The organism is Pseudomonas serboccidentalis, assembly GCF_028830055.1.
GTDB classification, from domain to species: Bacteria; Pseudomonadota; Gammaproteobacteria; order Pseudomonadales; family Pseudomonadaceae; genus Aquipseudomonas; species Aquipseudomonas serboccidentalis.
In genome coordinates, this window is record NZ_CP101655.1 from 3418459 (window position 1) to 3437350 (window position 18892).

Genomic DNA, 18892 nt, shown 5'->3' on the forward strand with positions numbered 1-18892 from the left:
AACAAACTATTACAGGGTTTTACAAGGAGAAAGCAATAGCGCGGGGCCATCAATGGGGCTCAGCGCAGCCCCAGCGTCACCTCGAAGCGGCAACCATTGGGCTCCATGGTGCTCAACGTCACCTCCCAGCCCTGGTTCTCGCAGATCCGCTGCACCAGCGACAAGCCCAGCCCAAGGCCTTCGCCGCGCTTTTCACTGCCGCGCACAAAGGGTTGGAACATGGCTTCGCGTTTTTCCTCGGGAATGCCGACGCCCGAATCCTCGACGACAAACCCGTTGTGGTTGAGTGTCAGGCGAATGAATCCCTGCTCGGTGTAGTGGCAGGCATTGCGCAGCAGATTGCCCATCACGGCGCCAAGCAGAGTGGCATTGAAGCAGGTGGCCGGCGGGTTGCCCGGCTCGAACATCAGACGCAGCCCTTTGGACTCGATCGGTTCGCGCCAGATACTCAACAGGCCATCGGCCACTTGAGTGAGGTTCTGCTGCGGCGCGGAACCGGCGTCTTCACGCTGGGCGCGGGCGAGCATCAGGAAGGTCTGCACCAGCTCGCGCATTTCCTCGCTGGCGCGGGCGATACGCTCGACCTGGGCCCGGCCACGCTGATCCAGCCCCGGGTTTTCCAAAAGTAATTCGCAGGAACTGGCCAACACCATCAACGGCGTGCGCAGTTCGTGGCTGACGTCGCTGGTGAACAACCGCTCGCGGGTCAGCGCCTGACGCAGACGCCCGAGCGTGGCATCGAACGCCACCGCCAGTTCGCCGACTTCGTCAGCCGCGTAATCCGGAGCCAGCGGTGGTGCCAGGCCGAGCAGTTGATCGCGGTGACGCACTTGCCGCGCCAGTCGCACCACTGGCGCCATGACCTTGCGCGCCAACACCCAGCCGAGGAACACCGCCAGCGCCAGACTGAGCACGAAGCCCACCAGCACCACGGCGAACAGCACGCGTTCGCGCTCCTCGAAATCGCTTTGATCCTGCAGCAGCACGTAGCGGCGACCATCGACGATCTCGACCATCGCGTGATACGACAGCTGTTCGCGGAAGACTTCGTGGAACCCCGCATCGAGGTGGCGCAGATCCTTGGGCAGCTCGAAATCACCCGGGCCGCCACTGAAATAGAACAACTGGTCCGGTTCCGGGCGATGGCTCCAGTCCGACACGCTGTCCATCAGCAGCAGACGTTGCAGATCGCCGCCCAGCCCTGCCGAAATCAGTTTTTCCTCCACCAGGTGCACGGTCGCCACAATGCCCATGGCGAAGGCGCCGGCCACCAGCGCACTCATCAGCGCAAAGGCGATGATGATCCGCTGCGAAAGGCTTTGCTTAAACTCCATCACGCCCCTCGGCCAGGCGGTAACCCACACCGTGCACGGTTTGCAGCAACGGTTTGGCGAAGGGCTTGTCGATCACCTGACGCAATTGGTGGACATGGCTGCGCAAGCTGTCGCTGTCCGGGCAGTCATCGCCCCACAGCGCTTCTTCGAGGATTTCCCGACGCAGCACGTGCGGGCTCTTCTGCATCAACACCGCCAGCAGTTTCAGGCCGACCGGGTTGAGCTTGAGCAGCTTGCCCTCGCGGGTCACTTCGAGGGTATCGAGGTCGTAGGTCAGGTCGCCGACCTGCAGCGCACGGCGTCCGCCGCCCTGGGTGCGGCGCATGACCGCCTCGACCCGCGCCGCCAGCTCGGACAGCGCAAACGGTTTGACCAGGTAATCGTCGGCCCCGGACTTGAAGCCCTGCAGGCGGTCGTCCAGTTGATCGCGGGCGGTGAGCATGATCACCGGTGTGTCGCGCCGGGCGTCTTCACGCAGGCGCTTGCACAGGGTGTAGCCATCGATCCCCGGCAGCATGATGTCGAGCACGATCAGGTCGTAATGCTCGGTGGCAGCCAAATGCAGGCCCGACAAGCCGTCCTGGGCGCAATCGACGGTATAGCCTTTGAGCCCCAGGTAATCGGCCAGGTTGGCCAGGATATCGCGGTTGTCTTCGACCAATAGAATTCGCATTGGCATTTCCTCCGTACACAGTTACGGCCGTCTTGGCCCGCGCAGCTTAAGGCCAACGCCGGTTCAGGGCTAGCGCTGGCATGCGCGCACATCCATTTGCACAGCCAAATTAGATGTTTAACAAAGTTTTCACTATCGATTCACAACCTGACTACAGTGGCGCCGCGACACTCGCGCGCCATTGATATAAGGAAAACGAGACAATGGACTCTTTCAAGACCGCGCCTATGCGCTTTCTGCTGCTGATCACCGGCGCCTGGCTGGTCATTTTTCTCCTGACCCGAGCGGTCTTGCTGCTGACTCACCTGGATGAGGCCGGTGGCTTCGCCCTTTCCGTGTTTGGCATCGGCGCGCTGTATGACCTGGGGTTCCTTGCTTACGCGGCGCTGCCGATGGGCTTGTACCTGTTGCTCTGCCCGCCGGGCCTGTGGCGTCGTCGCGGGCATCGCGGGTTCCTGCGCGTCCTGCTGACGATCAGCCTGTTCGCCATGCTGTTCGTGGCGGTGGCCGAATGGCTGTTCTGGGACGAGTTCGGCGTGCGCTTCAACTTCATCGCCGTCGATTACCTGGTGTATTCCGACGAGGTGTTGAACAACGTCCTCGAGTCGTATCCGATCGGCAAACTGCTGAGCCTCCTCGCGGTACTGGCTGTGGTGATCAGTTTTGCCCTGCGCAAGCCGTTCAATGCCGCCATGAATGCCCCGCTGCCACCGCTGCGCGGACGCCTGCTCAGCGCATTGGGCCTGCTGATCGTCGCGGGGCTGAGCCTGCAACTGCTCAGCCAGGACGCCCCGCGCGCCCAGGGCGGCAACGCTTACCAGAACGAACTGGCCAGCAACGGGCCATACCAGTTCTTCGCCGCGTTCCGTAACAATGAACTGGACTACACCCAGTTCTACAAAAGCCTGCCTGCGGAAAAAGTCGCTGGTGAGATCCGTGCCGAGCTGAGTGAAAGCAACGCCCGCTTCATCGGCCAGGACCCGCAGGATATTCGCCGGATGATCGACAATCCCGGCACTGCGCGCAAACCGAACATTGTGCTGGTGACCATCGAAAGCCTGAGCGCCAAGTACCTGGGCAGCAACGGCGACGGTCGCAACCTGACGCCGAACCTCGACGCCTTGCGCAAGCAAAGCCTGTACTTCAATAACTTCTATGCCACTGGCACCCGCACCGACCGCGGTCTGGAAGCCATCACCCTGGCCATCCCGCCGACGCCGGGGCGCTCGATCGTCAAGCGCATCGGCCGTGAAAGCGGTTTCGCCAGCCTTGGCCAACAGCTGAGCGCCGTGGGTTACGACAGTGTGTTCGTCTACGGCGGGCGCGGTTACTTCGACAACATGAACGCGTTCTTCAGCGGCAACGGTTATCGCGTCGTCGATCAGAGCAGCGTCGATGAAGCCGAAATCCACTTCAAGAACGCCTGGGGCATGGCTGACGAGGATCTGTATCGCCAGACCCTGAAGCTGGCGGATGCCGATTACGCCAAGCAGCAACCGTTTTTGCTGCAGTTGATGACCACGTCCAACCATCGTCCTTACACCTATCCGGACAACCGGATCGACATCAAGTCCGGCAACGGTCGTGATGGTGCAGTGAAGTACACCGACTATGCGATTGGACAGTTCCTCGAGCAGGCGCGGCAGAAACCGTGGTTCGACAACACGATCTTCATTTTCGTCGCCGACCACACCGCCGGCAGCGCCGGCAAAGAAGACTTGCCGATCGCCAACTATCAGATCCCGCTATTCATCTACGCGCCGAAAATGATCGAGGCACGCGAGAGCGCGCAACTGGCCAGCCAGATCGACCTGGCCCCGACGCTGCTGGGCTTGCTGAACCTGGATTACACCTCGACGTTCTTCGGCCGCAACCTGTTGCAGGACAACCCGCTGCCACCGCGCGTGGTGGTCGGCAACTACCAGCATCTGGGTCTGTTCGATGGCAAGGATCTGGCCATCCTCAGTCCGCGCCAGGGCTTGCGTCGGCATGACGATGCGCTGACCGAAAGCCGCGAGTCGCGAGTCACCAGCGACGACCCGCTGATCACCCGTGCGATCACCTACTACCAGACCGCCAGTTATGGCTTCAAACAGCAGTTGTTGAGCTGGAAAACCCCCGGCAACGCTGCGCAAGTCAGCGACCGTTAACAGAAACGCCCCGGGCTGATGCACCGGGGCGTTTTCCTTTATTCAGGATTGGCTCATGTCATCATCCGCTGTACATCCCTCTTCCCGCCCCCTCAATTTGCGGTTTTGCCTGGGCATTCCTGCTGCGGCGGCGATCATTCTGGTGCTGCTGGAACTGACCGATCTGGACATGGCTCTGGCCCGAGTGTTTTATGATCCGGTCGCTGGCGATTTCATCGGGCGCTACAGCTTCTTCCTTGAGGACATCCTTCATGATCGCGCCAAAGAAGCGGTGATCGTATTTTCGGTGTTGGCCATACTCGGCTTCATCGGGGCGTTTTTTCTGCAACGGCTCAAACCATTCAAGCGTGAACTGGGCTGCCTGGTGCTGTCACTCGGCCTCGCCACCTCATTCGTCAGCCCGCTGAAAACAGTCACCGCCGTGCAGTGCCCGTGGAGTCTGGAGCAGTTCGGCGGCCACGAAACCTACAGCAAACTGCTGGAGCCTCGCCCGCCGACCGACAAACCCGGCCGCTGCTGGCCCGGCGGCCACGCCTCCACCGGCTTCAGCCTGTTTGCGCTGTTCTTCGTGCTGCGAGACCGGCGCCCGCGCCTTGCACGCCAGGCGTTGGTCTTTGCCGTCGCACTGGGTTCGGTGTTTTCGATCAGCCGAATGATGCAGGGCGCGCATTTCTTCTCGCACAACGTGTGGACGGCGATCTTCTGCTGGCTGATTTGCCTGGGGTCGTATTACTGGCTGCTGTATCGCCCGGCAATGAAGGCAGAGGCGGCGGTCAAGGCACAACCTGTTACTACCTGAGTGAAGTTCGAAAAATCGCGCCCTTCGGCAGCGCCTACAGGCTCATCTATCTCGCACAGAGGCTGTCGAAGGCTGCGAGCTTTTGCCTTTTGATCGTTCCTGAGGCAATAAAAAACCCCGCCTGCTCATCGCAGGCGGGGTTTTTCGTTACAGGGGTAAGGCTGGCTTACATCATGCCGCCCATGCCACCCATGCCGCCCATGTCTGGCATACCGCCGCCAGCCGAGCCTTCTTTCTTCGGTGCATCAGCAACAGCGGCTTCGGTGGTCAGGATCAGACCGCCGATCGAGGCTGCAGCTTGCAAAGCGGAACGGGTGACCTTGGTTGGGTCCAGGATGCCCATTTCGATCATGTCGCCGTATTCGCCGGAAGCAGCGTTGTAACCGAAGTTACCTTTGCCGTTCTTCACTTCGTTGACGACTACGCTTGGCTCGTCACCGGAGTTGGCAGCGATCTGACGCAGCGGCGCTTCAACAGCGCGACGCAGCACAGCGATACCGACGTTCTGGTCAGCGTTGTCGCCGGTCAGTTCGGTCAGGGCTTCCAGAGCACGGATCAGCGCAACGCCACCGCCAGGTACCACGCCTTCTTCAACGGCTGCACGGGTAGCGTGCAGGGCGTCTTCAACGCGAGCCTTCTTCTCTTTCATTTCAACTTCGGAACCAGCGCCAACCTTGATCACTGCAACGCCGCCGGACAGCTTGGCCAGACGCTCTTGCAGTTTTTCACGGTCGTAGTCCGAGGAAGTTTCAGCAACCTGAGCACGGATCTGAGCGATACGCGCCTGGATGTCGCCTTCAACGCCAGCACCGTCAACGATGATGGTGTTTTCCTTGGACAGGGTCACACGCTTGGCGTTACCCAGATGTTCCAGAGTGGTGCTTTCCAGGCTCAGGCCGATCTCTTCGGAGATAACGGTACCGCCGGTCAGAACGGCGATGTCCTGCAGCATGGCCTTGCGACGATCGCCGAAGCCTGGAGCCTTGACGGCTGCGACTTTAACGATGCCACGCATGTTGTTCACTACCAGCGTCGCCAGGGCTTCGCCTTCAACGTCTTCGGCAACGATCAGCAGTGGGCGGCCGGCTTTGGCAACGGCTTCCAGCACTGGCAGCATTTCGCGGATGTTCGAGATCTTTTTGTCGACCAGCAGGATCAGCGGGCCGTCGAGCTCGGCAACCATGGTGTCCGGCTTGTTGACGAAGTACGGGGACAGGTAGCCACGGTCGAATTGCATGCCTTCTACAACCGACAGTTCGTTTTCCAGGCCCGAGCCTTCTTCAACGGTGATCACGCCTTCTTTACCGACTTTTTCCATGGCTTCGGCAATGATGTCGCCGATGGAGTTGTCGGAGTTGGCGGAGATGGTGCCTACCTGAGCGATAGCCTTGGTGTCAGCGCATGGCTTGGACAGGGCTTTCAGCTCTTTGACGATCGCGATGGTCGCTTTGTCGATACCGCGCTTGAGGTCCATCGGGTTCATGCCGGCAGCGACGGCTTTCAGGCCTTCGTTGACGATCGACTGAGCCAGAACGGTCGCAGTGGTCGTACCGTCACCGGCGTCATCGTTGGCACGGGAGGCAACGTCTTTGACCAGCTGCGCGCCCATGTTTTCGAAGCGATCTTCGAGTTCGATTTCCTTGGCGACGGAAACGCCGTCCTTGGTGATGGTCGGAGCGCCGAAGCTCTTCTCGAGAATCACGTTACGGCCTTTCGGGCCCAGGGTCGCTTTTACCGCGTCAGCCAGAACGTTGACGCCTTTAAGCATCTTGGAGCGGGCGGCATCGCCGAACTTAACTTCTTTAGCAGCCATGATCGATATTCCTTAAATACTTTGTAGTAGCGGGAAAATGAGCGGGGTATCAGCCTTCCAGTACGGCGAGAATCTCGTTCTCAGCCATTACCAGCAGGTCTTCGCCGTCGACTTTCACAGTGTTGCTGCCGGAGTAAGGACCGAACACAACCTTGTCGCCGACTTTAACGGCCAGCGCACGCACTTCACCGTTTTCCAGGGTCTTGCCTGGGCCAGCAGCGACGATCACACCGTGGTTGGCTTTTTCAGCAGCCGAACCTGGCAGGACGATACCGCCAGCGGTTTTCTTTTCTTCTTCGCTGCGACGGATGACGACGCGGTCATGCAGAGGACGAAGCTTCATTGTCGATCTCTCCTAATTGTGGTTTTCATCGGCCGGTGTAGTCCCGGCGGGTTTAACAAATCCGGCCTGCGCCGGTTGCGGTTCGTCGAGCGAGCCGCGGAAGTCTGTCCGACTCAAATGTCGGAAACCTTTCGGTGACCGATACATAAGGGCGCATAAGCTTATTACAAGGGCGGGGGCAGAAAATTTTTCTCGATTTGCCCCTTGAATGCCGCGCATAAAGAAACGGCACCCGAAGGTGCCGTATCGATACAGAGGTTACTTGCTGTCGCGATGTTCGAACTCGCCTTCGATCACATCACCTTCACGACCCAGAGGCTGGCGCGGCGCAGGACCGCCGCGCGGTTGCAGGTCATCGGCGAAGGCACGCTGACGAATCGCCTGTTCCTCGGCGCGCTGGCGCATTTTATTCGCCAGCAGACGGCGGGTGAACGGCAACAACATCACCAGACCGACCACGTCGCTGACGAAGCCCGGCAGGATCAGCAGGCCGCCGGCCAGTGCCAGCATCAGGCCTTCAAGCATGGTTTGCGCGGGCAGTTCACCGCGATTCAGGCTTTCACGGGCACGCAGTGCCGTGGCCAGACCGGCGACGCGCAGCACGAACACGCCGAACATCGAGCCGAGAATGATCAGCAGCAGGGCCGGGAAAAACCCGATAGCCCCTGCCACTTTGACGAATACGAACAGCTCCAGCACCGGAAACAGCAGAAAGAGCAACAAAAAAGGGCGCATCAAAGATTCCTCAACGCAAGAAATGCCTTGCAGTAAGCATTAGATGACGTCGCCCTTTCGTGAATTCAAGCATCGGTCACCGCATTTTTTGGCCAGACCTCGGCGTGAGCCAGAGAAACCAAGGCTTCGCGCACTTGTATCGGCGTATGACAAGGCGCTTGAAACGGCAACCAGTACAGCGCCTGACCGATGCGCAGGTGCATGCCTTCGCTGTCGATCCCGGCCAGTTGCGCCGGCACGGTTTGCGGCAGGCCGGCCAGTTCCACGTAATGGGCGATGGCCTTGGCGTGGTCGCTGTTCATGTGCTCGACCATGCTGATTTCAGCCTTGCCGGCAAACGGGTTGGCCAAGGTCAGTTGATCGACCCAGTGAATCGCGCCGAAACCGCCGATGTAGCGATGACGCACGGGGTTGAGCACCCAGAAGTCAAAATCGTGGGCCTTGTGGTAGTTCTGCGAATCGGGGAAATAACGGTAATAACGCTCGGCGGCCGCTTCAATGGCGATCGGCTCTTCGAGCTTTTGCGCTTCGGCCAGGTAGGTCAGGCGACCAACGGCCTGCACGTCGTCGGCCTCACGCTCGCCCACCAGCAGCGAACATTTTGGGTCCTTCTGCAGGTTGTGAGTGTGCTGGGCGATGCGGCTGATCAGGATCAGCGGGCGGCCCTGCTCGTCCAGGCAATAGGGAACCACGGAGCCGAACGGGAAACCGGGCATCGATTTGGAGTGGGTGGACAATACGCCACGGTATTCCTTGAGAAGCAATTCTCGGGCATTCTTGGCCGCTTCAACGCTCAATTTATGACTCCTTATATAGAATCCGTCAAAAAAACGGACAGGCGCCTGGGGATAAGTCCCGGTCACGCCATCGGGCAATGCTCATGTGCAACCAGGCCACGTTCGGTGCAGATCGAGCGTCGTCCACAACAAAAACCACTCAGACCGGCTATCGGGGCATGCGAATGCAACTCAACGACAAAGTAATCATTATCACCGGCGGTTGCCAGGGTTTGGGCCGTTCCATGGCCGAGTATTTCGCCGGCAAAGGCGCGAAGCTGGCCCTGGTGGACCTGAATCAGGAAAAACTCGACGACGCGGTCGCAGCCTGCAAAGCCAAGGGTGTCGAGGCGCGCAGCTATCTGTGCAACGTGGCCAATGAAGAACAGGTTGAGCACATGGTCGCCCAGGTGGCCGAGGACTTCGGTGCGATCCATGGCCTGATCAACAACGCCGGGATCCTGCGCGATGGTCTGCTGCTCAAGGTCAAGGACGGCGAAATGACCAAGATGAGCCTGGCCCAGTGGCAGGCGGTCATCGACGTCAACCTGACCGGCGTGTTCCTGTGCACCCGTGAAGTCGCGGCGAAAATGGTCGAGCTGAAGAACAGTGGCGCGATCATCAACATCTCGTCGATCTCCCGCGCCGGCAACGTCGGCCAGACCAACTATTCCGCCGCCAAGGCCGGCGTGGCAGCAGCCACCGTGACCTGGGCCAAGGAACTGGCGCGTTACGGCATTCGCGTGGCGGGCATTGCCCCGGGCTTTATCGAAACCGAGATGACCCTGGGCATGAAGCCCGAAGCGCTGGAGAAGATGACCTCGGGGATTCCGCTCAAGCGCATGGGCAAGCCGGAAGAGATCGCCCATTCGGCGGCGTACATCTTCGAGAACGACTACTACACCGGACGGATTCTGGAGATGGATGGCGGCTTGCGCATCTAAGCCCCCCACAAAACCAACTGTAGGAGTGAGCCAGCTCGCGATTACGCTCATTCATTCAACCCATCTGTTGAATGTTAATCCGCTATCGCGAGCAGGCTCACTCCTACAGGTTTTTCAATGTTGCTGGTCGATCAATCGTCGCTGATGCTGATATTCGGCATCGCCGGTGTCGCCGCTTCCTGCAACACAATGCGCGCGCCGACGTGGCGGGCGAGTTCCTGATAGACCATCGCGATCTGGCTGTCCGGCTCGGCGATCACCGTCGGCTTGCCGCCATCGGCCTGCTCACGGATCAGCATCGACAACGGCAGCGAGGCCAGCAGCTCAACGCCGTACTGGGTCGCCAGCTTCTCGCCACCGCCCTCACCGAACAGATGCTCGGCATGCCCGCAGTTCGAGCAGATGTGCACCGCCATGTTCTCCACCACGCCCAGCACCGGAATGTTGACCTTGCGGAACATTTCCACGCCTTTGCGGGCGTCCAGCAGCGCCAGATCCTGCGGGGTGGTGACGATCACGGCACCGGCCACCGGGACTTTTTGCGCCAGGGTCAGCTGGATGTCGCCAGTGCCCGGCGGCATGTCGATCACCAGATAGTCCAGATCGCCCCACGCGGTTTGCGTGACCAGTTGCAGCAGTGCGCCGGAGACCATCGGCCCGCGCCAGACCATCGGCGTGTTGTCATCGGTCAGAAACGCCATCGACATGACTTCGACACCGTGGGCCTTGAGCGGCACGAACCACTTCTGGTCCTTGACCTCCGGACGGGTGCGCTCGGGAATGCCGAACATGATGCCCTGGCTCGGGCCATAGATGTCGGCGTCGAGAATCCCCACCTTGGCGCCTTCACGGGCCAGTGCCAGCGCGAGGTTGGCGGCGGTGGTCGATTTGCCTACGCCGCCCTTGCCAGACGCCACGGCGACCACGTTCTTGACGTTGGCCAGCCCCGGGATCTGTGCCTGGGCCTTGTGCGCCGCGATCACGCTGGTGACCTCGACCTTGGCCGAGACCACGCCGTCGAGGTTTTCGATAGCCAGTTGCAGCAGTTGCGCCCAGCCGCTCTTGAACAGACCGGCGGCGTAGCCGATTTCCAGTTGAACCTTGACGCGGTCGCCATCGATTTCGATGTGCTTCACGCAACCGGCGCTGACCGGGTCCTGGTTCAGGTAAGGGTCGGTGTATTGGCTGAGGACGGCTTCCACCGCTGCGCGAGTGACGGCACTCATGGGCAACTCCGATAACAAGACTGGGAATAGATGGCGGGTATCGTACCCCGCGGATTCGTTTGCGGTCAGGCGATTTATAATTCGCCGCGCCTTTGTGGCGAGGAAGCTTGCACCTGCTCGGCTGCGCAGCAGTCGCAATCAGGTTGACGCGGTGTCCGGTTCGGATGCGAAGGGGCGGCTTCGCCACCCAGCGGGAGCAAGCTCCCTCGCCACAATTAATTGCAGTTGCCGCATCCGGAAACAGGCGCACAGGGTGAAAAATATGCGCCAGCGCTTTATAGTGGCCGACCTCCGTTTCATCAAGTAGCGAAGCCCCACATGTCCGAACCACGCAAGATCCTCGTCACCAGCGCCCTGCCCTACGCCAACGGTTCGATCCACCTTGGCCATATGCTGGAATACATCCAGACCGATATGTGGGTGCGCTTCCAGAAGCATCGCGGCAACCAGTGCATCTATGTCTGCGCCGACGACGCCCACGGTTCGGCGATCATGCTGCGCGCGGAAAAGGAAGGCATCACCCCGGAACAACTGATCGCCAACGTGCAGGCTGAACACAGCGCCGACTTTGCCGAGTTCCTGGTCGACTTCGACAATTTCCACTCCACTCACGCCGAAGAAAACCGTGAGCTGTCGAGCCAGATCTACCTGAAGCTGCGTGACGCCGGGCACATCGCCCAACGCTCGATCACCCAGTATTTCGACCCGGAAAAGAAAATGTTCCTGGCCGATCGCTTCATCAAGGGCACCTGCCCGAAATGCGGCACTGAAGACCAGTACGGCGACAACTGCGAAAAATGCGGTGCGACCTACGCCCCGACCGATCTGAAAGACCCGAAGTCGGCCATTTCCGGCGCCACCCCGGTGCTCAAGGATTCCCAGCACTTCTTCTTCAAGCTGCCAGACTTCCAGCAAATGCTGCAAACCTGGACCCGCAGCGGCACCCTGCAGGACGCCGTGGCCAACAAGATCGCCGAATGGCTGGACGCCGGCCTGCAACAGTGGGACATCTCCCGCGATGCGCCGTACTTTGGTTTCGAAATCCCGGACGAGCCGGGCAAGTACTTCTACGTGTGGCTGGATGCGCCGATCGGCTACATGGCCAGCTTCAAGAACCTCTGTAACCGCACGCCGGAGCTGGACTTCGACGCGTTCTGGGGCAAGGACTCCACCGCCGAGCTGTACCACTTCATCGGCAAGGACATCGTCAACTTCCACGCGCTGTTCTGGCCAGCCATGCTCGAAGGCGCCGGTTTCCGCAAGCCGACTGGCATCAACGTGCACGGCTACCTGACCGTCAACGGCCAGAAGATGTCCAAGTCCCGCGGCACCTTCATCAAGGCCCGTACCTACCTGGATCACCTGTCACCGGAATACCTGCGCTACTACTACGCGGCCAAACTGGGCCGTGGCGTCGATGACCTTGATCTGAACCTCGAAGACTTCGTGCAGAAGGTCAACTCCGACCTGGTCGGCAAAGTGGTCAATATCGCCAGCCGTTGCGCCGGTTTCATCCACAAGGGCAACGGCGGCCTGCTGGTCGACAACAATGCCGCGCCAGAGCTGACCGAAGCGTTCCTGGCTGCCGCGCCAGGCATTGCCGACGCCTATGAGGCCCGCGACTTCGCCCGTGCCATGCGTGAAACCATGGCCCTGGCCGACCGCGCCAACGCCTGGATCGCCGACAAGGCCCCATGGTCGCTGAACAAGCAGGAAGGCAAGCAGGATGAAGTCCAGGCGATCTGCGCCACCGGCATCAACCTGTTCCGCCAGTTGGTGATCTTCCTCAAACCGGTGCTGCCGTTGCTGGCCGCCGATGCCGAGGCGTTCCTCAATGTCGCCCCGCTGACCTGGAACGACCACACCACCCTGCTGGCCAACCATCAGTTGAACGAATTCAAACCGTTGATGACCCGCATCGACCCGGTAAAAGTACAAGCCATGACCGACGCCTCGAAGGAAGACCTGACCGCCAGCCAGACCGACACCGGTGCCGCCGCACCGGCGGGCAACGGCGAACTGGCCAAGGATCCGCTGTCGCCGGAAATCGACTTCGACACGTTCGCCGCTGTCGACCTGCGCGTCGCCCTGATCGTCAAGGCTGAACACGTGGAAGGCGCCGACAAGCTGCTGCGCCTGACCCTGGACATCGGTGACGAGCAACGCAACGTGTTCTCCGGGATCAAGAGCGCGTACCCGGACCCGTCGAAACTTGACGGTCGCCTGACCATGATGATCGCCAACCTCAAGCCACGGAAAATGAAGTTCGGCATCTCCGAAGGCATGGTGATGGCGGCAGGTCCCGGCGGTGAAGAAATCTACCTGCTGAGCCCGGACAGCGGCGCCAAGCCGGGTCAACGCATCAAGTAAGGCCCAGCGGTAAAACGATCCCACAGGCATGTTCTGCAGGCCTGTGGGATTTTTCATATCTGGCCCACCCTTCGCGGGTGCCGGATAATGCCTAACCTTAAGTGACACCCGCCCGTTTTTGCCGGCAGAACCATGACCGAACTTGCGCTTACGCTGATCAGTGCCGCCCTGCTCAACAACTTCGTGTTGCACTGGCCGCTGGGCGTCGATCCGTTGCTGGCCGGCAGTCGGCGCCAAGTGCATGCGTTGGGGCTGGCCACGTCATGCCTGATGCTGAGCGTCGGCGTCATCGGTTACGTGATCTGGCACTGGCTGCTGGTGCCGCCGCAACTGCAGGCCCTGCACCTGTTTGTGTTCTTGCCGCTCAGCGTGCTACTGATCGCGCCAATGCTGAAACGGCTGGCGCGTGCGCTGCCCGACTGGCCGTTCGACGGACTGTGGCCGCTGTTGCTGGGCAATGCCGGGGTGCTGGGGCTGGCCTTGATCAATGCGCACAATGATCGAGGCTTGCTGCAGGCAACGGCGCTGAGCCTTGGCGCCGGCCTGGGTTTCTGGCTGGTGCTGAGCCTGTTCAGCGACTTGCGTGAGCGCACGGCCGACAACGACATTCCCCTGCCCTTTCGCGGCCTGCCGATCGATCTGATCGGCGCCGGACTGATCGCAGTGATTTTTCTCGGATTCAGTGGACTGATCAAAACATGAGTCTGATTCAACTCATCGATGCCCTCCTGCCGCAGACCCAGTGCGGCAAATGCGGCCACCCTGGCTGCAAGCCCTATGCGCAAGGCATCGTCGATGGCGAACCGATCAACAAGTGCCCGCCCGGCGGCGACGAAACCATCGCTGCCCTGGCTGAACTGCTGAAAGTACCGGTGCTGGAGCTGGACGTCAGCCGTGGTTCGGCACCGCCACAAGTGGCGTACATCCGCGAAGCGGAGTGCATCGGCTGCACCAAGTGCATTCAGGCCTGCCCGATCGACGCCATTGTCGGCGCCGCGAAACTGATGCACACCGTGCTGATCGACGAATGCACCGGTTGCGACCTGTGCGTGGCGCCGTGCCCGGTGGATTGCATCGAGATGCATCCGCTGCCACTCGGCACCTTGCCGGTGGTGGGCGGTCTGGCGGCCAGCCTTGAAGAGCAGCGCGCGCGCACCGCCAAACGTGATCATGCGCGCCAGCGTTTTGAACGACGCAACGCCCGCCTGCAACGCGAAGAGCAACAGAAACAGGCTGAGCGCGAGGCGCGGGCGCAACGTGCAGCGCAACCCGCAGTGGCAACCCTCGATCCAGTGCAGGCCGCCCTGGAACGCGTGCGCGCGCAGAAAGCCGCGACCGCCGACGCTGCGCTGAAAAAGGCCAAGATCGATGTCGCCATGAGCCGCGCGCAATTGCACAAATCGCTGAAAGCCTTCGGCCATCCACCGACGTTCGAGCAGCAGTCGCAACTGATTGTGTTGCAACAGCAGTTCGAAGCCGCCGAGCAGGCGCTGGCGATACTCGAAAGCAGCGTCCCTGCCGCCCCTGCAGCTCCGGCCCCGGCGAAAGACGCGGACCTGAAACGGGCGAAAATCCAGTTGGCCATGCGCCGTGCCGAGCTGAAAAAGGCCCAGACCGCCGAGGCACCGCCGGAGCAGATCGCCACGCTGGAACAGGCCCTGCGTGACGCCCAGCAAGCCCTTCACGCTGCCGAAGCCGCCAGCGAGCAACCGGCGCCTGACCTCGTGCGCGTGGAAAAACGTCCGATCGACAGCCAGCTTCGCCAATTGAAAACCGAACTGGCTTACGCGCGCGCCAACCTGAGCAAACTCCAACGCCGCGCCGACACGCCGAGCGACGCCCTCGACAAGGCCCGCGCCCGCCTGCAGGACGCCGAGCGTCAGGTACACGATCATGTCGCCCCGTGAAGCACCGGATGATCGCCTGCAACAGGCGATGAAACAGGTGCTGCTCGCCACGCTGCCGGGGCTGCTGGGGTTGTTCTGGCTGTACGGCTGGGGCGTGTTGATCAATCTGGCTCTGGCGGTGACCACCGCGTTAGTGGTCGAGGCTGGCGTCACCCGGCTGCGCCGACAGCCACTGCAACCGACGCTGAGCGACGGCAGCGCACTGGTCAGCGCCACCCTGCTGGCGGTTGCCCTGCCGCCTTATTGCCCGTGGTGGCTGACCGTGACGGCAATAGCTACGGGCCTGCTGTTCGGCAAGCACCTCTACGGCGGCATCGGCAAGAACCCATTCAATCCGGCCATGCTCGGCTTCGCGCTGGCGATGGTGCTGTTTCCGCAGCCGATGACCCACTGGCCGGCACACGGGATGAATTTGCTGGCAGCGTTTGAACACGTCTTCAATATGGGCCAGGCGCCGGACGCCTGGGCTCAGGCTACCGCGCTGGACAGCCTGCGCATCAACAAAAGCCTGACCATGGATGAGCTGTTCGCCGCCAACCCGGCGTTCGGGCGTTTCGGCGGGCGCGGTGTGGAGTGGGTCAATCTGGCGTTTCTCGCCGGCGGGCTGTTGTTGTTGCAACGCCGGGTGATTGGCTGGCAAGCACCGGTCGGCATGCTGGTCAGTCTGTTTGTTGTCAGTCTGCTCTGCTGGAACGGTTCGGGCTCCGATTCCCAAGGCTCGCCGCTGTTTCATTTGCTGAGCGGGGCGACCATGCTCGGCGCGTTTTTCATCATCACTGAACCGGTGTCCGGGGCAAAAAGTCCGTTGGCCCGCCTGCTGTTCGGCATCGGTGTCGGGTTGCTGACCTACCTGATTCGCACTTGGGGCGGCTACCCGGATGGCGTTGCATTTGCCGTGCTGCTGATGAATCTCTGCGTGCCGGCGCTGGAACGCATTGCTGCTGGCCGCCAGACGCAGGTGACCCCATGAACCGCACGGCCTCGGTCATCGCGCTGGTGCTGATCGCCGGTGCCGGTCTCGGCCTGACTTATGTGGTGCAACGCAGCAGTGCACCGCAGATTGCCATCGAACAACGCCTGCTCGACAGTCGCAAACTGCTGGATGTACTCGCGGCCGACAGCTACGACAATCAGCCGCTGGAGCAGCCGCTGGCGTTGGCGGACACTCAATTGAGCCACAGCACGTTGCTGGCCGGTTACCGCGCAAGCAACGCCGGGCAACCGGTGGCGGTGTTGTTGCGCACGCAGACCGAGGGTTATGCCGGCGCCATCGAATTGCTGATCGCCATTGATGCCAACGGCAGACTGCTGGGCGTTAAAACCCTGCGGCAAAACGAAACACCAGCGCTCGGCGGGCTCATCGGCGACTGGCCGAACACCTGGCTGGCAGGGTTTTCCGGGAAATCGCGCAGTGCCCCCGATGACGCAGGCTGGGCATTGAAAAAGGATCAGGGACAGTTCGATCAACTGGCTGGAGCGACCATCACGTCCCGCGCCACCGTGAATGCCATCCATGACGCCCTGCGCTACTTTGATGAGCACCGGGCAACCTTGCTGGGGATCGAACCATGAACCGGCCAACGAATCTGACCAATGCTTTGCTGCTGGCGCTGTTGCTCGGCACCAGCGCCACACTCGCCGGCGCGCTGGGCATGCTGTTGATGTCGAGCGTGGTCGTGACGGTTTACGCGGTGTGCATGGGGCCACTGCGTTCACGACTGTCCGACAGCAGCGGGTTGCTGGCCAGCATGCTGCTGGCCGCCACCCTGACCAGTTGCGCCAATATCCTCGCGCAGCGCTGGGCGCTGCAGTGGCACCAGGCACTTGGAATCTATGCCGGGCTGATCGCCTTGCAATGCGTGGTGCTGGAATACAATGGGTTCTTTCGTCAGGCGCTAACCGAACGCCTGAAGTTTTTTGGCCTGTCGAGCGGGCTGCTACTGACGCTCGCTGTTCTGCGTGAGCTGTTCGGTCAGGGCTATCTCGGTCATGGTCTTTCAGCGCACTGGCAAGGTCTGGCTCTGTTCAACCAAGGGTTGCACCTGATCACCCTGGTTCCCGGCGCCTTCATATTGTTGGGGCTGCTGCTGGCTGCCCGCCAGGCATGGACTCGCTCGAACGCTCTCTCCAAGGAAACACATCACCCATGAATGCCGCAAAACGCCTTGAGATTTTTCGCAGGCTGCACGAAGACAATCCCGAGCCGAAAACCGAACTGGCCTACTCCTCGCCCTTCGAGCTGCTGATTGCGGTGATTCTATCGGCTCAGTCGACGGATGTTGGCGTCAACAAGGCCACGGCCAAACTGTTCCCGGTGGCCAATACCCCGGCAGCGATCCACGCCCTTGGCGTCGAAGGGCTGTCTGAGTACATCAAGACCATCGGCCTCTACAACAGCAAAGCCAAGAACGTGATCGAGACCTGCCGCATGCTGGTCGAACTGCACAACGGTGAGGTCCCGCAAACCCGTGAAGAACTGGAAGCCCTGCCCGGCGTGGGCCGCAAGACCGCCAACGTGGTGCTCAATACCGCTTTTCGGCAATTGACCATGGCGGTCGACACGCACATTTTCCGCGTCAGCAATCGCACCGGCATCGCTCCGGGTAAAAATGTGGTTGAGGTGGAAAAGAAACTGATGAAGTTTGTACCCAAAGACTACCTGCTGGACTCTCATCACTGGTTGATTCTGCACGGTCGCTACGTATGTCTTGCTCGCAAGCCGCGCTGTGGCAGCTGCCGGATCGAAGATTTGTGCGAGTACAAACACAAAACCTCGGACGATTGATTGGCTATTGGTTTTATTGATTCATCGATTGAAAAAATCTTTTTTACCCGCAGCAGGAATGTCGATATAAGGAGCGCCAAAGGCAGTCTTAGCCTGGAGTTAACCTTATGACTGACAGCAAAGAACAACTGGATGTAGATGACGATTTCACCGCTGCAGAAACCGACGACGCCGAACCGGTGGTCGAGGTCGCCAAGACCAACCTGAGCAAACGCCGCACCATCGACAACCTGCTTGAGGAGCGCCGACTGCAAAAGCAATTGGCCGATTACGATTTTGATCTCTGACACTTAAAAGCCTCCCGAACCGGAGGCTTTTTACTTTCTGATGAATCTGACCCCGGGCGTCCCATGATCCAATGGCAGTCAAGCCCATCAGACCAGGCCGTTGCGTTGTGCCAGCTCGATCAGGTCCACCAGCGACCGGGCATTGAGCTTCAACAACAGACGGGTCTTGTAAGTGCTGACTGTCTTGTTGCTGAGAAACATGCCATCGGCAATTTCCTTGTTGGTCTTGCCACGCGCCAGTTGCTGCAACACCATCATTTCCCGTCCTGAAAGGCGGTCGACCATATCGGCCTCGCTGGCATTACCCAGGCTGGTTCGCACGGTATGCAGGGCCTGGTTCGGAAAATAGCTGTAACCGGACAACACGGCTTTTATTGCACTGAGCAGCTCAGTCAAATCCTGTTGTTTACAAACATATCCCGCCGCCCCCGACTGCATGCAGCGCATCGAAAAGTGCCCCGGCGCCTGTGAAGTCAGTACCAGAACTTTCAATGGCATGGCTGTCGAGTTAAGGCGCGCAATAACTTCCAGCCCATCAAGTTTCGGTATCCCGATATCCAGAATGACGATGTCCGGCATCTGGTCGCGTGCAAGTTGTAACGCATCCACACCATTATCTGTTTCGGCAATGACTTCGTAGCCATGACGTTCCATCAGCATACGCACAGCAAGACGAATGACGGGGTGATCATCCACGATCAGCACTTTATTCATGGGCAAGTCCAGTTTCGCTGTTCGAATTTTTAGAGC

At 60.4% G+C, this 18892-nt stretch carries 19 protein-coding genes; 11 read left to right on the top strand and 8 right to left on the bottom strand.

Features of this window, described 5'->3' with window-relative positions:
* Nucleotides 1-59: 59 nt before the first annotated feature.
* Nucleotides 60-1334, bottom strand: a complete 1275-nt coding sequence (locus NN484_RS15505) for a sensor histidine kinase (protein WP_127648302.1) — start codon at nucleotides 1332-1334, stop codon at nucleotides 60-62.
* Nucleotides 1324-2007 (bottom strand): response regulator transcription factor, encoded by a 684-nt coding sequence (locus tag NN484_RS15510; RefSeq protein ID WP_025111688.1) that lies wholly within the window; start codon nucleotides 2005-2007, stop codon nucleotides 1324-1326. Before NN484_RS15510 ends, NN484_RS15505 begins: the two co-directional genes overlap by 11 nt.
* Nucleotides 2008-2210: 203 nt before the next feature.
* Between NN484_RS15510 and NN484_RS15515 the strand changes: the two genes are divergently transcribed.
* Complete coding sequence (locus NN484_RS15515) at nucleotides 2211-4157, top strand: LTA synthase family protein (RefSeq protein WP_215502269.1); 1947 nt, start codon at nucleotides 2211-2213, stop codon at nucleotides 4155-4157.
* Nucleotides 4158-4212: 55 nt separating this feature from the next.
* Nucleotides 4213-4956, top strand: coding sequence for a phosphatase PAP2 family protein (locus tag NN484_RS15520; RefSeq protein ID WP_215502270.1), 744 nt, complete (start codon nucleotides 4213-4215; stop codon nucleotides 4954-4956).
* Between the two features lie 166 nt (nucleotides 4957-5122).
* Here NN484_RS15520 and groL read toward each other — a convergent pair whose 3' ends face one another.
* From groL to NN484_RS15540, 4 genes are all read right to left on the bottom strand, one after another.
* Complete coding sequence (gene groL, locus NN484_RS15525) at nucleotides 5123-6769, bottom strand: chaperonin GroEL (protein WP_123453761.1); 1647 nt, start codon at nucleotides 6767-6769, stop codon at nucleotides 5123-5125.
* Between the two features lie 49 nt (nucleotides 6770-6818).
* Nucleotides 6819-7112 (bottom strand): co-chaperone GroES, encoded by a 294-nt coding sequence (locus tag NN484_RS15530; RefSeq protein ID WP_003227685.1) that lies wholly within the window; start codon nucleotides 7110-7112, stop codon nucleotides 6819-6821.
* Between the two features lie 258 nt (nucleotides 7113-7370).
* Nucleotides 7371-7847 (bottom strand): FxsA family protein, encoded by a 477-nt coding sequence (locus NN484_RS15535; RefSeq protein WP_108588858.1) that lies wholly within the window; start codon nucleotides 7845-7847, stop codon nucleotides 7371-7373.
* Nucleotides 7848-7912: 65 nt separating this feature from the next.
* Complete coding sequence (locus tag NN484_RS15540; protein ID WP_274657441.1) at nucleotides 7913-8644, bottom strand: HugZ family pyridoxamine 5'-phosphate oxidase; 732 nt, start codon at nucleotides 8642-8644, stop codon at nucleotides 7913-7915.
* A 164-nt stretch (nucleotides 8645-8808) separates the two neighbouring features.
* Between NN484_RS15540 and NN484_RS15545 the strand changes: the two genes are divergently transcribed.
* Nucleotides 8809-9567, top strand: a complete 759-nt coding sequence (locus tag NN484_RS15545; protein WP_016773416.1) for an SDR family oxidoreductase — start codon at nucleotides 8809-8811, stop codon at nucleotides 9565-9567.
* Between the two features lie 131 nt (nucleotides 9568-9698).
* Here NN484_RS15545 and apbC read toward each other — a convergent pair whose 3' ends face one another.
* Nucleotides 9699-10793 carry an iron-sulfur cluster carrier protein ApbC gene (gene apbC, locus NN484_RS15550; RefSeq protein WP_127648296.1) on the bottom strand — a complete coding sequence of 365 codons (1095 nt, stop codon included), beginning with the start codon at nucleotides 10791-10793 and terminating at the stop codon, nucleotides 9699-9701.
* Nucleotides 10794-11111: 318 nt separating this feature from the next.
* Between apbC and metG the strand changes: the two genes are divergently transcribed.
* From metG to NN484_RS15590, 8 genes are all read left to right on the top strand, one after another.
* Nucleotides 11112-13163: a methionine--tRNA ligase gene (gene metG / locus NN484_RS15555; protein ID WP_127648295.1), complete on the top strand. Its 2052-nt coding sequence runs from the start codon at nucleotides 11112-11114 to the stop codon at nucleotides 13161-13163.
* A 132-nt stretch (nucleotides 13164-13295) separates the two neighbouring features.
* Nucleotides 13296-13865: an electron transport complex protein RnfA gene (locus NN484_RS15560; protein WP_274657442.1), complete on the top strand. Its 570-nt coding sequence runs from the start codon at nucleotides 13296-13298 to the stop codon at nucleotides 13863-13865.
* Nucleotides 13862-15070, top strand: a complete 1209-nt coding sequence (gene rsxB, locus NN484_RS15565) for an electron transport complex subunit RsxB (RefSeq protein ID WP_274657443.1) — start codon at nucleotides 13862-13864, stop codon at nucleotides 15068-15070. The genes NN484_RS15560 and rsxB overlap by 4 nt, the downstream gene beginning before the upstream one ends.
* On the top strand, nucleotides 15057-16040 hold the full coding sequence (locus NN484_RS15570; RefSeq protein WP_274657444.1) for an RnfABCDGE type electron transport complex subunit D: 984 nt from the start codon (nucleotides 15057-15059) through the stop codon (nucleotides 16038-16040). The genes rsxB and NN484_RS15570 overlap by 14 nt, the downstream gene beginning before the upstream one ends.
* Entirely contained in the window at nucleotides 16037-16642 is a 606-nt protein-coding gene (locus NN484_RS15575) for an RnfABCDGE type electron transport complex subunit G (protein WP_215502275.1), read from the top strand. Before NN484_RS15570 ends, NN484_RS15575 begins: the two co-directional genes overlap by 4 nt.
* The gene (locus tag NN484_RS15580) at nucleotides 16639-17220 is read left to right on the top strand and encodes an Rnf-Nqr domain containing protein (protein ID WP_274657445.1); all 582 of its coding nucleotides are present in this window, start codon (nucleotides 16639-16641) and stop codon (nucleotides 17218-17220) included. Before NN484_RS15575 ends, NN484_RS15580 begins: the two co-directional genes overlap by 4 nt.
* Nucleotides 17217-17855, top strand: coding sequence for an endonuclease III (gene nth, locus NN484_RS15585; RefSeq protein ID WP_003227707.1), 639 nt, complete (start codon nucleotides 17217-17219; stop codon nucleotides 17853-17855). Before NN484_RS15580 ends, nth begins: the two co-directional genes overlap by 4 nt.
* A gap of 107 nt (nucleotides 17856-17962) precedes the next feature.
* Entirely contained in the window at nucleotides 17963-18142 is a 180-nt protein-coding gene (locus NN484_RS15590) for a PA3496 family putative envelope integrity protein (protein ID WP_127648289.1), read from the top strand.
* An 87-nt stretch (nucleotides 18143-18229) separates the two neighbouring features.
* Here NN484_RS15590 and NN484_RS15595 read toward each other — a convergent pair whose 3' ends face one another.
* Complete coding sequence (locus NN484_RS15595; protein WP_127648288.1) at nucleotides 18230-18856, bottom strand: response regulator transcription factor; 627 nt, start codon at nucleotides 18854-18856, stop codon at nucleotides 18230-18232.
* Nucleotides 18857-18892 lie beyond the last annotated feature (36 nt).